General features: G+C 67.3%; 10 protein-coding genes and 1 rRNA gene. 5 read left to right on the forward strand and 6 right to left on the reverse strand.

Annotated elements, in window-relative coordinates:
• Positions 1–156 precede the first annotated feature (156 nt).
• The 6 genes from aspA to ACSMFO_RS40015 all read right to left on the reverse strand — a co-directional run bounded on the left by aspA (position 157) and on the right by ACSMFO_RS40015 (position 5,350).
• Positions 157–1,545: an aspartate ammonia-lyase gene (aspA, locus tag ACSMFO_RS39990; protein ID WP_378373095.1), complete on the reverse strand. Its 1,389-nt coding sequence runs from the start codon at positions 1,543–1,545 to the stop codon at positions 157–159.
• 10 nt (positions 1,546–1,555) lie between these two features.
• Positions 1,556–2,509 (reverse strand): asparaginase, encoded by a 954-nt coding sequence (locus tag ACSMFO_RS39995; protein WP_436462517.1) that lies wholly within the window; start codon positions 2,507–2,509, stop codon positions 1,556–1,558.
• Positions 2,506–3,945: an amino acid permease gene (locus tag ACSMFO_RS40000; protein WP_073848995.1), complete on the reverse strand. Its 1,440-nt coding sequence runs from the start codon at positions 3,943–3,945 to the stop codon at positions 2,506–2,508. The genes ACSMFO_RS39995 and ACSMFO_RS40000 overlap by 4 nt, the downstream gene beginning before the upstream one ends.
• 4 nt (positions 3,946–3,949) lie before the next feature.
• Positions 3,950–4,621, reverse strand: coding sequence for a FadR/GntR family transcriptional regulator (locus ACSMFO_RS40005; RefSeq protein ID WP_350577433.1), 672 nt, complete (start codon positions 4,619–4,621; stop codon positions 3,950–3,952).
• Positions 4,622–4,719: 98 nt separating this feature from the next.
• Positions 4,720–4,860, reverse strand: coding sequence for a hypothetical protein (locus ACSMFO_RS40010; protein WP_436462518.1), 141 nt, complete (start codon positions 4,858–4,860; stop codon positions 4,720–4,722).
• An 88-nt stretch (positions 4,861–4,948) separates the two neighbouring features.
• A complete protein-coding gene (locus ACSMFO_RS40015; RefSeq protein WP_038510089.1) occupies positions 4,949–5,350 on the reverse strand; it encodes a nitroreductase/quinone reductase family protein in 402 nt (133 codons plus the stop codon).
• 131 nt (positions 5,351–5,481) lie between these two features.
• On the opposite strand from ACSMFO_RS40015, the gene ACSMFO_RS40020 reads away from it, so the two are divergent.
• From ACSMFO_RS40020 to ACSMFO_RS40040, 5 genes are all read left to right on the forward strand, one after another.
• Positions 5,482–6,564, forward strand: a complete 1,083-nt coding sequence (locus ACSMFO_RS40020) for a plasmid pRiA4b ORF-3 family protein (RefSeq protein WP_436462519.1) — start codon at positions 5,482–5,484, stop codon at positions 6,562–6,564.
• A gap of 204 nt (positions 6,565–6,768) precedes the next feature.
• Complete coding sequence (gene dnaE, locus ACSMFO_RS40025; protein WP_436462520.1) at positions 6,769–10,353, forward strand: DNA polymerase III subunit alpha; 3,585 nt, start codon at positions 6,769–6,771, stop codon at positions 10,351–10,353.
• Entirely contained in the window at positions 10,353–11,825 is a 1,473-nt protein-coding gene (locus tag ACSMFO_RS40030) for an MFS transporter (RefSeq protein WP_436462521.1), read from the forward strand. The genes dnaE and ACSMFO_RS40030 overlap by 1 nt, the downstream gene beginning before the upstream one ends.
• A 454-nt stretch (positions 11,826–12,279) precedes the next feature.
• The gene (locus tag ACSMFO_RS40035) at positions 12,280–13,476 is read left to right on the forward strand and encodes a low temperature requirement protein A (protein ID WP_436462522.1); all 1,197 of its coding nucleotides are present in this window, start codon (positions 12,280–12,282) and stop codon (positions 13,474–13,476) included.
• A 397-nt stretch (positions 13,477–13,873) separates the two neighbouring features.
• Positions 13,874–13,940: ribosomal RNA gene (locus tag ACSMFO_RS40040) — 16S ribosomal RNA — on the forward strand; the annotation flags it as partial.

Consider the following 13,940-nt stretch of genomic DNA (forward strand, 5'->3'; position numbering starts at 1 on the left):
CCACATCATCCGCTGCCTCAAACGCTACATAGCCCGCGAAATCCACCAAGCCCTCATCGCAGACCTCGCCAACCTCACCCACACCCCTTGACATCAATAGGAGCATCTTTCATGACACTGGCGCGGGGCGGACCGCCCGGTACCGCCCCGCTGGTCTCAGGAAAGCCGGGCGAGCGTCTCCGGCTTCAGCAGTTTCGCCAGTTCCTCGGCGGGCAGAAGGCCCTTCTCGACGACGAGCTCCGCCACGCCGCGCCCGGTCTCCAGCGCCTCCTTGGCGATCTCGGTCGCGGCCGCGTACCCGATGCTCGGGTTCAACGCGGTCACCAGTCCGATGGAGTTCTCGACGTAGCCCCGCATCACGCCGGCGTTCGCGGTGATCCCGGAAACACAGCGTTCCGCCAGCACCAGGCAGGCCGACCGCAGATGCGTGATGCTCTCCGAAAGCGAGTGCAGGATCAGCGGCTCGAACGCGTTGAGCTGCAACTGCCCGGCCTCGGCCGCCATCGTGACCGCGACGTCGTTGCCGATGACCTCGAACGCGACCTGGTTGACCACCTCGGGGATGACCGGGTTGATCTTGCCGGGCATGATCGACGACCCCGCCTGCACCGGCGGCAGGTTGATCTCGTTGAGCCCCGCCCGCGGTCCGGAGGAGAGCAGCCGAAGATCGTTGCAGCTCTTCGAAAGTTTCACCGCGATCCGCTTGAGCACGCCCGAAAGGTGCACGAACGCGCCGCAGTCCTGCGTCGCCTCGATGAGGTCCGCGGCGGACACGACGGGCAGGCCGGTGATCTCGCGAAGGTGCGCGACGGCGGCTTCGGCGTACCCGGGCGCGGCGTTGAGCCCGGTGCCGATCGCGGTCGCGCCCAGGTTGATCTCGTGCAGCAGCGTCACCGCCTCGGTGAGCCGCAGCCGGTCTTCGCCGAGCATGACCGCGTAGGTGCCGAATTCCTGCCCCAGTGTCATCGGGACGGCGTCCTGCAACTGTGTGCGGCCCATCTTCAGCAGATCGTGGAACTCGACGGCCTTGGCCGCGAACGCCTGCTCCAGCACGACCATCGCCTCGGCCAGTTCGCGCACGGCGATGATCGTCGCGACGTTGACCGCGGTCGGGTACGCGTCGTTGGTCGACTGCCCGAGGTTCACGTGCTCGTTCGGGTGCACGCGGGCGTAATCGCCCTTCTCGTGCCCGAGCAGTTCGAGCGCGCGGTTCGCGATCACCTCGTTGGCGTTCATGTTCGTCGAGGTGCCCGCGCCGCCCTGGATGACGTCGACGACGAACTGGTCGTGCAGCGCGCCTTCGCGGATCTCACGGCATGCCCGGCGGATCGCGTCGGCGACGTCCGGCTCCAGAAGCCCCAGATCGGCGTTGGCGTGGGCGGCGGCCTCCTTGACCGAGGCGAGTGCCTCGATCAGATGCGGGTACGCGGAGATCGCGGTGCCGGTGATGGGGAAGTTCTCCCTGGCCCGTGCGGTGTGCACGCCCCAGTAGGCGTCGGCGGGGACTTCCTTGTCCCCCAGCAGATCGTGTTCCACGCGGTGCATCGAAGGCTCCTCAGGCGGCGAGGTCGAGTTCGGCCAGCGCGCCGGTCACGCGCAGTCCGGGGGTGGGCTCCAGCACGTTCGGATCGACGCCGCACAGCGCGAGCGCGGCGGCGAGCACCGGACGGCGGGCGCGGTCCCCGCCGTCGGCGATCTTGATCGCGATCGCCGTCCCGTCCGGGAGCGCGGCGACCTGGACGGCTTCGAAACCGTCCTTGGCGATCAGGCCGGGGACCGCGCGCATGAGCGCGGTGACGTCGCGACGCGTGCCGGCGACCAGTTCCGGGTGCTTCCGGATCCCTTCGGCGACAAGGCCTTCCGGGGTTCCCGCCGACGCCGCGGCGACCTTGCCCACCGCGCGGGCGAGGCCGCGCAGCGAGACCGCGAACAGGGGAGCGCCACAACCGTCGACGGCGACCTTCGGGATCCGCTGTCCGGTCAGCTCTTCGACGCATTCCGCGATCGCGCGCTGCAGCGGATGCGCGGCGTCCAGATAGTCCTTTGTGGACCATCCGTGCCGTCGGCAGGTGGCGAGCATCGCCGCGTGCTTGCCGGAACAGTTGTGCGCCAGCCTCGACGCGCTCCGTCCCGAAGCGACCCAAGCGTCGCGCTCGACCGGGTCGAACGGCAGGTCTTCCGGCGTCCGAAGGTCTTCCGCGGTGAGCCCGGCACCGTCGAGGGTCCTGAGCACCTCCGCGAGATGGATCTCCTCACCGGAGTGGCTGGCCGCGCCGACGGCGAACCCGGCGGGGCCCAGCTCGACGCCGAGCCGCGCCATCGCCGTGGCCTGCAAGGGTTTCGCCGCCGAACGCGGATAGAACGCCGCCTCGACGTCGCCCGCGGAGAACAGCACGCGGCCGTCGGGCGCGAGCACCACGGCCGAACCGTGGTGCACCCCCTCGACCATGCCGTCGCGGAGGAGGTGCACCAGCGGTTCGTGCGCGGGCACGCGGATCTCGGGGGTCACAGCTTCGTCTTTTCGAAGACGTCCATGTTGATCCGCTTGCGGACCCCGAACCAGCCCGCCACCAGCGCGAGCCCGATGATCGGCAGGCAGTACAGGGTGATGCGGCCGACCTCGTCGAAGCCCATCAGCACGATGACCGCGGCGAGGAAGATCAGCGTCGCGATCTCGGTGTAGGGCGAGAGCGGCAGCCGGTACGACGGCCGCTCGACCTCGCCGAGCTTGGCCTTGCGGACGAACAACAGATGCGAGAGCACGATGATCGCCCAGGTGCCGAGGATGCCGACGGCGGCGAAGTTCAGCACGATCTCGAAGGCCTGGCTCGGCACGACCGCGTTCAGGCCGACGCCGACCACGCAAACCGCCGAGGTGAGCAGGATCCCGCCGTAGGGCACATGGTTCTTGTTCATCACGCCGGTGAACTTCGGCGCGGAGCCCGCCAGCGACATCGACCGGAGGATGCGGCCGGTGGAGTAGAGGCCCGAGTTCAGGCTGGACAGCGCCGCGGTCAGCACGACCAGGTTCATCACGTTGCCTGCCTGCGGCACGCCGATGTGCGAGAGCACGGTGACGAACGGGCTTTCCTGTTTCGAGTAGGCGTCCCACGGCATCAGCATCGCCAGCAGGATCACCGAGCCGACGTAGAAGATCCCGATCCGCCACATGATCGAGTTGATCGCCTTCGGCATGATCTTGCGCGGGTTCTCCGTCTCGCCGGCGGCGACGCCGACCAGCTCGACCGAGGCGTAGGCGAACACGACACCCTGGACGATCAGCACCATCGGCAGCACCCCGGCCGGGAAGATCCCGCCGTGGTCGGAGATCAGCGAGAAGCCCGGCGTGTTGCCGTCGATCGGCTGCTGCGTGACCAGCAGGAAGATCCCGATCCCCATGAACGTCACCAGCGCGGCGACCTTGATGATGGCGAACCAGAACTCCATCTCGCCGAACAGTTTCACCGAAACCATGTTCAGCGCCAGCACCACCGCGAGCGCGATCAGTGCCAGCACCCATTGCGGGATCGGGGTGAAGAACGACCAGAAATGCGCGTACAGCGCGATCGCGGTGATATCCGCGATCCCGGTCGTCGACCAGTTCAGGAAGTGCATCCAGCCCGCGACGAAAGCGCCCTTCTCACCCATGAATTCCCGGGCGTAGGAGACGAAGGCGCCGGAGGAGGGGCGGTACAGGATGAGTTCGCCGAGCGAGCGCACCACGAAGAACGCGAAAAGGCCGCAGACCGCGTACACGATCGCGAGCGCCGGGCCCGCCTGCGCGAGCCGTCCACCCGCGCCGAGGAACAGGCCGGTGCCGATGGCGCCGCCGATCGCGATCATGTTGACGTGGCGGGGTTTCAGGGCCTTGTCGTAGCCGGCGTCACCGGCGTCGGCCGGCACCGGCGCGGCTTTGCCGTCCGCGCTGAGGGTCTGTTCGGTCACGGTGTCAGTCGTCCTTGTTCTGGTGCGTCGTGAGGCTCGGCCGCACGATGGTGGTCAGCGCGTCCTCGACGTGCTCGAGATGGGAGGTCATCGCCGCGACGGCGTCCGCTTCGGATCCGGAGGCGATGGCGGTGACGATCTCACGGTGCTCGGTGTTCGAGCGGGTCCGACGGTCCCCCAATTGGTTGAGAAAGGACGACTGGCGGGCCAGTGCGTCCCGGATCTCTTCGATGACCTTGCCGAACACCGGATTGCCGGAGGCCTGCGCGATGGTGATGTGGAACAGCGAGTCCAGCGCCACCCACGCGGTGTTGTCGGTTTCGAGATCCATGCGCTCGACGAGATGGCCGAGCAGGTCCAGGTCGTCGGTGCTGCGGCGCACGGCCGCGTATCCGGCGACGGGGATCTCCACGTGCCGCCGGACCTCGAACAGGTCGCGGGCCGAGTAGGTCCCGAAGGTGGGGTTCTCGACCGGCCCGGTGGCGGTCACGAAGGTCCCTTTGCCCGTTTTGGACACGGTGAGGCCCAGTGCCTGCAGTCCCCGCAAGGCTTCGCGGACGACCGAGCGGCTGACTTCGAACTCCTTGCCGAGCGCGGATTCCGACGGCAGTTTCTGGCCGACGGGGTATTCGCCACGCTCGATGGCGCCGCGGAGATGGGCCAGAACGGCCTCCATCGCGCTGACGCGTCGTGGACCACCATGTCCGGCTGTCTGGCTGTCAGACAGGTTCATGAGACGAGATCGTGCGGTCGGTCCAACGCTTTGTCAAGCGATCAGGCGAGCGCCTCGATCCAGCCTGCGAGGTCCTCGTCGAGGGTGTATCCGCCCGAGAATGGGAACCGGTGCTGGGCACCTTCGTAGCCGCGGAGTTCCGTGGTGACACCGGATTCCAGCGTTGAGGTGGCCAGCGTCACAGAGGTCACGTTGGTCGTGAGTGGCCTTCACGTACTGCGGAAGCGAGCAAGGGCAGCGATGGCAACGCCACTCACGACCCACCGGACGTCATACGCGACTGAGCGCGATCACCGGGAACGGCCGCGTGGTCTTCGACTGGTGCTCGGCCAGCCTCGGGAACGCTTTCGCCTGCTTCGCGAACAGACGGTCCCGCGCCGCTCCGGTGACCTCGATCGCGTGAGCGGCGAAGGCCTCTCCATCCGCTTCGACGTCGACGGACGGCTCCGAGACCAGGTTGCGGTACCAGTCCGGATGCCCGGGCGCGCCCCCGTTGGCGGCGAAGACGATGTAGCGGTCGTCGTCGGCCAGGAACAGCATCGGCGTCACGTGCCGTCGCCCGGTGCGGGCACCGGTGGTGGTGAGCAGCAAGGTCGGGAGACCGTCGCCGTGGCGGCCGTTCGCGCGGAACTCCGCGATCACGCGCTCGTTCATGGCCTGCAGGTCGATCATCAACTCTCCGGGCGTTCGGTTGATCTTGGCGGCTGGTCAGTCTGCACATCCACGCCCAGGTCGGCAAGCATTTTCCGATCAGCGCAGCTCACGACCCCGAAACTGTCGGTGCCGATGGCGATACTGCTCCCGTGTCCCCCGTCAGCCGCGGCCGCAAGCCCGCCAAAAGACCGAAGCACCAGCGCTCCCATCCGACGCGTGCGCCCCTGGACGTGTCCAGGGTGGAGCGCTGGCCGAAGCTGCTCCACGGGCCGATCGAGCTGTCCGGCTGCGTCGTCCAAGGCCAGGCGGATCAGGACCTGGTGGTCTTGGCCGCCACGCTGACCGCGGGCAAACGCACGGTGGGCGTCGAAGTGGTGGTGAACGGTCGCGAGGTCGACGTGATCGAGCTCCATCCCGTCCCCGAGGACGCTCTGGCGGTGCTCCGCAACGGCTTCGAAGTGGTCGAGGCCCCGCTGACCCCCGAAGAGTTCCGAAGCCAGGTCGAAGCGGCGCTGAACGTCAAAGCGGACAGCGTCGCCTGGATTCGGGAGCGGATCCCCGACCTCTTGAAGGTGGGGAGAGATCCGAGGCCCGATCTGCCCGAGCGGGCGGCCCAGCTGCGCCGGTGGCTCGGCCTTCCCGGCTACGATCCGCTGCCGCGCACACCGTCGGCCGATCCGCTGCCGCTCGTCCTGCCCTCGCCCGGGCCGGCCACGGGGCTGTGGCTGGCGGTCGCCCTGGCCGAGCCGGACGACGCGATCTGGCGAAGGGTCGAAGTCCGCTCCGACGTCACCCTCGCCGGACTGCACCGGATCCTCGCGGCCGCGTTCGACCGTGACGAACGGGAGTATCACCGGTTCGAGACCCCGTACGGGGGCTTCAGCGTCGACGCGCAGAGCTGCGAAGGCGATCGTTTCGACGACGAAGTGACACTCGGCCAGGTCGTCACCTCGCCAGGCCACCGGCTCGTCTACGAGGCGGAGAGCTGGAGGCACTGGATCCGCGTCGAGCGGTTGGTCGGCCTCCCCGAGGCACCGAGCTGCCTCGGCGGCGAACGCGCCGCGCCTCCGCCGGAATGCGAGGACGAGCGGAGTTACGAGATGTTGCTGGAGGCACGGCGTGATCCGTACGACGAAGACAACGAAGACCTGATCGAGGAACTCGGTGCCGGGTTCGATCCGGAGTGGTTCGACAGGGAGGTGGTCAACCAACGGCTGGCCCGGCTGGGCTGACCCGGCGAGACGGGCTTCGCGCCCAGTCGGGTGGTGATCGCTCCGGCGAGGCAGCTGGATTCGATCTCGCCGAACGAGCAGACTCGGCAGCGCGCGAAGGCCGTCCAACCCCGTAGGGCGCCGTAGAACCTCGGCGCATAAGGTGGGAGGACCGGCCCGCGTCAAGCAGCCAGGGATCCGTCTGCCTAGGGGAGGTTTTCGCTGGTGTCGAACGATTCCTTCGTCCACCTGCATGTGCACACCGAGTACTCGATGCTCGACGGTGCGGCGAAGATCGCCCCCTTGTTCAAGGAGGCGGCGCGCCTGGGCATGCCCGCGGTCGGCATGACCGACCACGGCAACATGTACGGCGCGGACGAGTTCTACCAGCAGGCGGTCAAACACGACCTCAAGCCGATCATCGGCATCGAGGCCTACATCGCGCCGGAGAGCCGCTTCCACAAGAAGCCGGTCTTCTGGGGCCAGTCGAACCAGCGCGGCGCCGACGAGTTCGGTGAGGGCGGTGACGTCTCCGGTGGTGGTGCCTACACCCACATGACGATGCTCGCCGAGAACTCCACCGGCCTGCGCAACCTGTTCAAGCTCTCCTCCCTGGCGAGCATGCAGGGCTACTACCGCAAGCCCCGGATGGACCGCGAGCTGATCGCGGAGAACCACCACGGCATCATCGCGACCACCGGCTGCCCCTCGGGCGAGGTGCAGACGCGGCTCCGGCTGGGGCAGCGGACCGAGGCGATCCAGGCGGCGTCGGACTACAAGGACATCTTCGGCGCCGACAACTTCTTCCTCGAGCTGATGGACCACGGGCTGCCGATCGAGCGGTCGGTCCGCGAGGGGCTGCTCGAGGTCGGGAAGCTGCTCGACCTCAAGCCGCTGGCCACCAACGACTCGCATTACGTCACCAAGGACCAGGCCGACACCCACTCCGCGCTCCTGTGCGTGCAGGCGGGCAAGACGCTGAACGACCCGAACCGCTTCAAGTTCGACGGTGACGGCTACTACCTGAAGTCGGCCGCCGACATGCGGGAGTACTGGGACAAGGAGGTCCCCGGCGCCGCCGACTCGACGCTGCTGATCGCCGAGCGCGTCGAGTCCTACAAGGACGTGTACACGCACAAGGACCGGCTGCCGTTCTTCGAGGTCCCCGACGGCTACGACCAGGGCACCTGGCTGCGGGAAGAGGTCGCGCGCGGCCTCAAGTGGCGGTACCCGGACGGCGTGCCGGACCCGTACTACAACGAGCGCATCGAGATCGAGCTCGACGTCATCATCGGGAAGGGCTTCCCCGCCTACTTCCTCATCGTCGCCGACCTCATCAACTACGCCCGCAAGGTCGGCATCCGCGTCGGCCCCGGCCGTGGTTCCGCCGCCGGCTCGCTGGTCGCGTACGTCCTCGGTATCACCAACCTGGACCCGATCCCGCAGAAGCTGCTGTTCGAGCGGTTCCTGAACCCCGAGCGCGTCTCGATGCCCGATATCGACATCGACTTCGACGACCGCCGTCGCGGCGAGATGATCCGCTACGCCACCGAGAAGTACGGCGTCGACAAGGTCGCGCAGGTCATCACCTTCGGCACCATTAAGACCAAGGCGGCCATCAAGGACTCCGCCCGCGTCCACTTCGGCCAGCCGGGATACGCGATCGCGGACCGGATCTCGAAGGCGCTCCCGCCGCCGATCATGGCGAAGGACATCCCGCTCTCGGGCATCGTCGACTCGAAGCACGAGCGCTACGGCGAAGCGGCCGAAGTCCGCGCCCTCGTCGAGACCGACGAAGAGTGCAAGACGATCTTCGAGACCGCCCGCGGCCTCGAAGGCCTGATCCGCAACGCCGGCGTCCACGCCTGTGCGGTCATCATGTCGTGCGACCCGCTGACCGACGCCATCCCGCTGTGGCAGCGTGACGACGGTTCGATCATCACCGGCTGGGACTACCCGTCGTGCGAGGCCATCGGCCTGCTGAAGATGGACTTCCTCGGCCTGCGGAACCTCACCGTCATCGGTGACGCGATCGACAACATCAAGACCAACCGCGGGATCGACATCGACCTCGACACCCTCGGCGTCGAAGACCCGGAGACGTACAAGCTGCTCTCCCGCGGTGACACGCTCGGCGTGTTCCAGCTGGACGGCGGGCCGATGCGTGACCTGCTCCGCCGGATGCAGCCGACGGTGTTCGACGACATCGTGGCGGTGGGCGCGCTGTACCGCCCCGGCCCGATGGGCATGAACGCGCACAACGACTACGCCGACCGCAAGAACGCGCGGCAAAAGGTCAAACCGATCCACCCCGAGCTCGAAGAGCCCCTGAAGGAGATCCTGGCCGACACCTACGGCCTGATCGTCTATCAGGAGCAGATCATGCACATCGGCCAGAAGGTGGCCGGGTACTCCATGGGCCGCGCGGACGTGCTCCGCCGCGCCATGGGTAAGAAGAAGGCGGAGGTCCTCGAGAAGGAGTTCGTCGGCTTCGAAGAGGGCATGAAGTCGAGCGAGCTGGTTCCCGGCGGCTTCTCCTCCGAGGCGATCAAGGCGCTCTGGGACACGATCCTCCCGTTCGCCGGTTACGCGTTCAACAAGAGCCACGCGGCCGCGTACGGCCTGATCTCCTACTGGACCGCGTACCTCAAGGCGAACTTCACGCCGGAGTACATGGCCGCGCTGCTCACCTCGGTGGGTGACAACAAGGACAAGTCCGCGGTCTACCTCTCGGAGTGCCGCCGCCTCGGGATCAAGGTGCTCCCGCCGGACGTCAACGAGTCGGCGCTGAGGTTCGCGGCCGTCGGGGAGGACATCCGCTTCGGCATGGGTGCCGTCCGCAACGTCGGCGCGAACGTCGTCGAGTCGATCATCAAGACCCGCGAGGAGAAGGGGAAGTACTCCTCCTTCACCGATTTCCTCGACAAGTCGGAGCTGGTGGCCTGCAACAAGCGGGTCATCGAATCGCTGATCAAGGCGGGCGGGTTCGACTCGCTCGGCAACACGCGGCTTTCGATGATCCAGGTGCACGAGGACGCGGTCGAAGCCGTGGTCCCGCTCAAGCGCCAGGAAGCGATGGGCCAGTTCGACCTCTTCGGGTTCGGCGGGGACGACGACGCGGAAGCCGCGGCGTCCTCGTCACCGCTCGCGCATCTGAAGTTCGGCGAAGAGGAGTACCCGCGCAAGCAGCTCCTGGCCTACGAACGGGAGATGCTCGGCCTGTACGTCTCGGCGCATCCGCTGGACGGCGCCGAACGCATCCTGCGCAAACACGCGCCGAGGCCGATCGCCGCGATCCTCGCCGACCCGCCGAAGGAAGGCGAGCTGGTCGTCTCCGGGCTGATCACCTCGCTGGAACGCCGGGTCAACAAGAAGGGCGAGCCCTGGGCGATCTGCACCATCGAGGACATGGACGCCTCGCTCGAGGTGCTGTACTTCCCGAAGTCGTACGCGATGTTCTCCGCCGACCTCATCGAGGACAACGCGGTCCTGGTCAAGGGCCGGGTGAACTGGCGCGAGGACAAGATGTCCATCTTCGGTGGCGGTCTCGTGCCGCTCGACCTGTCCGAGGTCGGCAACGGCGACGACGATCTGCCGCTGGTCCTGCTGGCCGCGGCGGAGAAGATCGACCAGTCGGTGGTCAGCGAGCTGAAGCAGACCTTGCTGGCGCACAAGGGCGAGACCCCGGTGCACCTCAAGCTGGTCGGCAAGAACCAGACGGTCTTCGCGCTCTACGACTATCCGGTCAAGGTGACGTCGATGCTGATCGGTGAGCTCAAGGGCATCCCCGGGATCGCCGCCAGCACCTGATGAACACCTACGAACCCGATCCCCGGCGCTGGAAGGCGCTCGCCGTCTCCCTCGCCGCCGGGTTCATGGGGCTGCTCGACGTCAGCATCGTCAACACGGCACTGCCGTCGATCCAGAAGGACCTCGGCGCGTCGAGCGGCGGGATCCAGTGGGTGGTTTCGGGTTACGCGCTGGCCTTCGGGCTGGTGCTGGTGTCCGGCGGCAGACTCGGCGACGCGCTCGGCCGTCGCCGCATGTTCCTGTTCGCGCTCGCCGCGTTCGTGCTGACCAGCACGTTCGCCGGCGCGGCGCCGAACGAGACGACGCTGATCATCGCGCGGCTCCTGCAGGGTTTCGCCTCGGGCATGATGACGCCGCAGAACAGCGGGATGATCCAGGACCTGTTCCGCGGCGCCGAACGCGGCCGTGCGTTCGGCATGTTCGGCGCCACCGTCGGGATCTCGACCGCGGTCGGGCCAGTGCTCGGCGGCGTGATCCTCGCCGTCTTCGGTGACCCGGAAGGCTGGCGCTGGGTCTTCTACGTGAACGTGCCGATCGGGATCCTGGCGTTCGCGCTGGCCTTGAGATGGCTGCCGAAGGCCGAGGCCCCGGCGAGAAGCCTGCGGGGTGAGATCGACTTCGTCGGCATCATGCTGCTGGGTGTCGCCGTGCTCGGTGTCCTGCTCCCGTTGATCGAATCCGAACAGGGCGGGCTCGGCGGCCTGTGGTGGCTGTTCGTCGTCGCGGTCGTCTTCGGCTTCGCGTTCGTGCGCTGGGAACGCTCGATGGTGCGGCGCGGTCGTCCGCCGCTGCTCGACACCCGGCTGTTCACCAGCACCCCGGGATACGCCTCGGGGGCCGCCGTCGGCGCGCTGTACTTCAGCGGATTCACCGGGATGTGGCTGGTCTTCGCCATCTTCTTCCAGCAAGGACTCGGCTACACGCCACTGCAATCCGGGCTCGCCGTCACCTCCTTCGCCCTCGGCTCGGCCGTATCGGCGGCGATCGCGGGCAGGCTGGTGCCGAAGTGGGGCCGCAAGCTCACCGTCGCGGGACTGGTCATGGTCATCGCCGGGATGGTCACGGTCGCCGTCCTCGCCGGTCAGGATCCCGGAGCCGCGGCCGGCTGGTGGTTCGCGTTGCCGTTGCTCGTCGCCGGTGTCGGTGGCGGCATGGTCATCTCGCCCAACACCACGCTCACGCTGGAATGCGTCCCGACGTCGATGGCCGGAGTGGCCGGGGGAGCGTTGCAGACCGGGCAACGGATCGGCACCGCGATCGGCACCGTCGTGCTGGCCTCGGTCTTCCACGCGGTGCTCGGCGCGAACGGCGGCTATCCGTCGGCGCTGACCGCGGCGATGCTGTGCGCCGCCGCGTTGACGAGTTCGGCGCTCTTACTCGCCGTGATCGAACTCCGTGCGCGCAGGAAGCGACGCTCGCTCACTGAGCGGGAGGAAGCCGAGCGGGCAGCCGCCGACAGTCAACGCGGCTGAGTCTTCGCCCGGGCCGACGACTACGTTCGGCAAGATCGGATGCTCCATCCGAGTGACGGAGGCAGTCATCCTCTGGTGCTACTCAGAGCAACCGGGTACACCTAACGGAGCCTTCACCGCTGTGACTCGGCTACCGACAGTGGTATTTCTGTCGATCGATCGGGGATGGATCGATCGGCCGGAGCGATCGTGGTGAGTCCGGAGTTCTCAGGAATGGACACCTACGGTCACGAGCCGGTGGACAGCCGTCGGCGTCCGCGGGGGACCGTTCGGCGGCGGCCGGCTCAGCACCATTGGCGAGCCGGGTCGCGGTGAGGCATTCGCGCGGGTGGGTCCGTGCCGGGTCGCCTGGGGAGGTGCACCCGGCCCGGACCCACCCGCCGCGCGTTTCTCCGAGTGTGTCATCCGCTTCCGGCTGCGAAGATCTCCGCAGATCGAGATTGCGAGGAGCACGATGGCGGAGAGTTCTGTTCGGCGGAATCGGCTGCGGGTCTGGTACCGGCCGATGACCATGCGCGATTCCGGGGAAGGGCACCGGGTCGCGACCCCGCTGGAGCTGTTGTTCGACCTGTGTTTCGTGGTCGCCGTCGCGCAGGCCGCCGCCGGCCTGCACCACGCGATCGCCGAGAACCACATCGGGCACGGCGTGCTCAGCTTCGGGATGGTGTTCTTCGCGATCTGGTGGGGCTGGCTGAACTTCAGCTGGTTCGCGTCGTCGTTCGACACCGACGACGTCCCGTACCGGCTGGTGACGCTGGTGCAGATCGCGGGAGGACTGACCGTCGCCGCCGGTGTCTCGTCCGCCTTCGAAGGCGACTTCAAGATCGTGGTCGCCGGCTACGTCCTGATGCGGCTCGCGATGGTCGTGCAGTGGCTGCGCGCCGCGAGGACCGATCCGGAATGCCGTCCGGCCGCTTTGCGCTACGCCATCGGCATCACGATCGTCCAGATCCTGTGGGTCGTCCGCCTCGGCCTGCCGGAGTCGCTGGCGCTGCCGTCGTTCTTCGTGCTCCTGGTGGCGGAGCTCGCGGTCCCGGTGATCGCCGAACGCAAGCGCTGGACGGGCTGGCACCCGCACCACATCGCCGAGCGCTACGGCTTGTTCACGATCATCGTGCTGGGTGAATCCATCCTCGGCGCGACCACCGCGGTCAAGGAAGGGCTGGACGAGGGCGAGCACACCGGCAGCCTGATCTCGCTCGCCGCCGCCGGGCTCGTGCTGGTCTTTTCGTTGTGGTGGCTGTACTTCGACCAGCCGGGTCACGCCAGGCTGGAGAAGGCGAAGAGCCTGTTCACCGTCGCCAGCTGGGGCTACGGGCACTACCTGATCTTCGCCTCGGCGGCCGCGCTCGGCGCCGGCCTCGAAGTGGCGGTCGACTACGACACCCACACCGGGCACGTCGCCTCCCTGCCCGCCGCCATGGCGACGACCGTGCCCGTCGCGATCTACCTGTTGAGTGTCTGGCTCATGCACATCGGACCCAGCAACGAATGCCGTCCGATCGCGATCGGCTTCCCGGTGACCGCGGTGCTCGTACTCGCCGCGTCCTTCACGCCGGCGCCCATCCACATCACCGCGGGGCTCGCCGCCGCCCTCGTCGTGCTGACCGTCGTCGCGACCCACGGCGAGCCGGTACCGGGGGAGAGCTAGATCGACGCAGGTCAGAGCGTCGGCGCGAAAAAAGGGACCCCCCTGTAAACGCCGGTTTCGGGCCGTGTAATGTTCTCTTCGTCGCCAGGGAAACCGAGCGGCCGCCGGGAACACGAACCAAGCTCCCACCGGATGGTGGTAGAGTGGGTGGTCCCGAACCGGAGAGGTAACTCTACCCCCGCCGAAACGGCAGTTTCGAGCAGGTGCTAGGGTGTGCTCCGGACAAAAGCCAAGAAATGACTGCTTCGGATAAGGCCGCTGTGATGGTGGTGCGATTCGGGGTGTGTTGCTTGAGAACTCAACAGTGTGCTAGTGAACTAAGCCAGTAGAGCTTATGTATTGAAACCTCGTTTGAGGTTCCTTTGAGAGCATTTATTTGCCTCGATCAAATTTGACATTGTTGGAGAGTTTGATCCTGGCTCAGGACGAACGCTGGCGGCGTGCTTAACACATGCAAGTCGAAC

The sequence above is a fragment of the Amycolatopsis sp. w19 genome (genome assembly GCF_051373225.1).
Classification (GTDB): Bacteria; Actinomycetota; Actinomycetes; order Mycobacteriales; family Pseudonocardiaceae; genus Amycolatopsis; species Amycolatopsis japonica.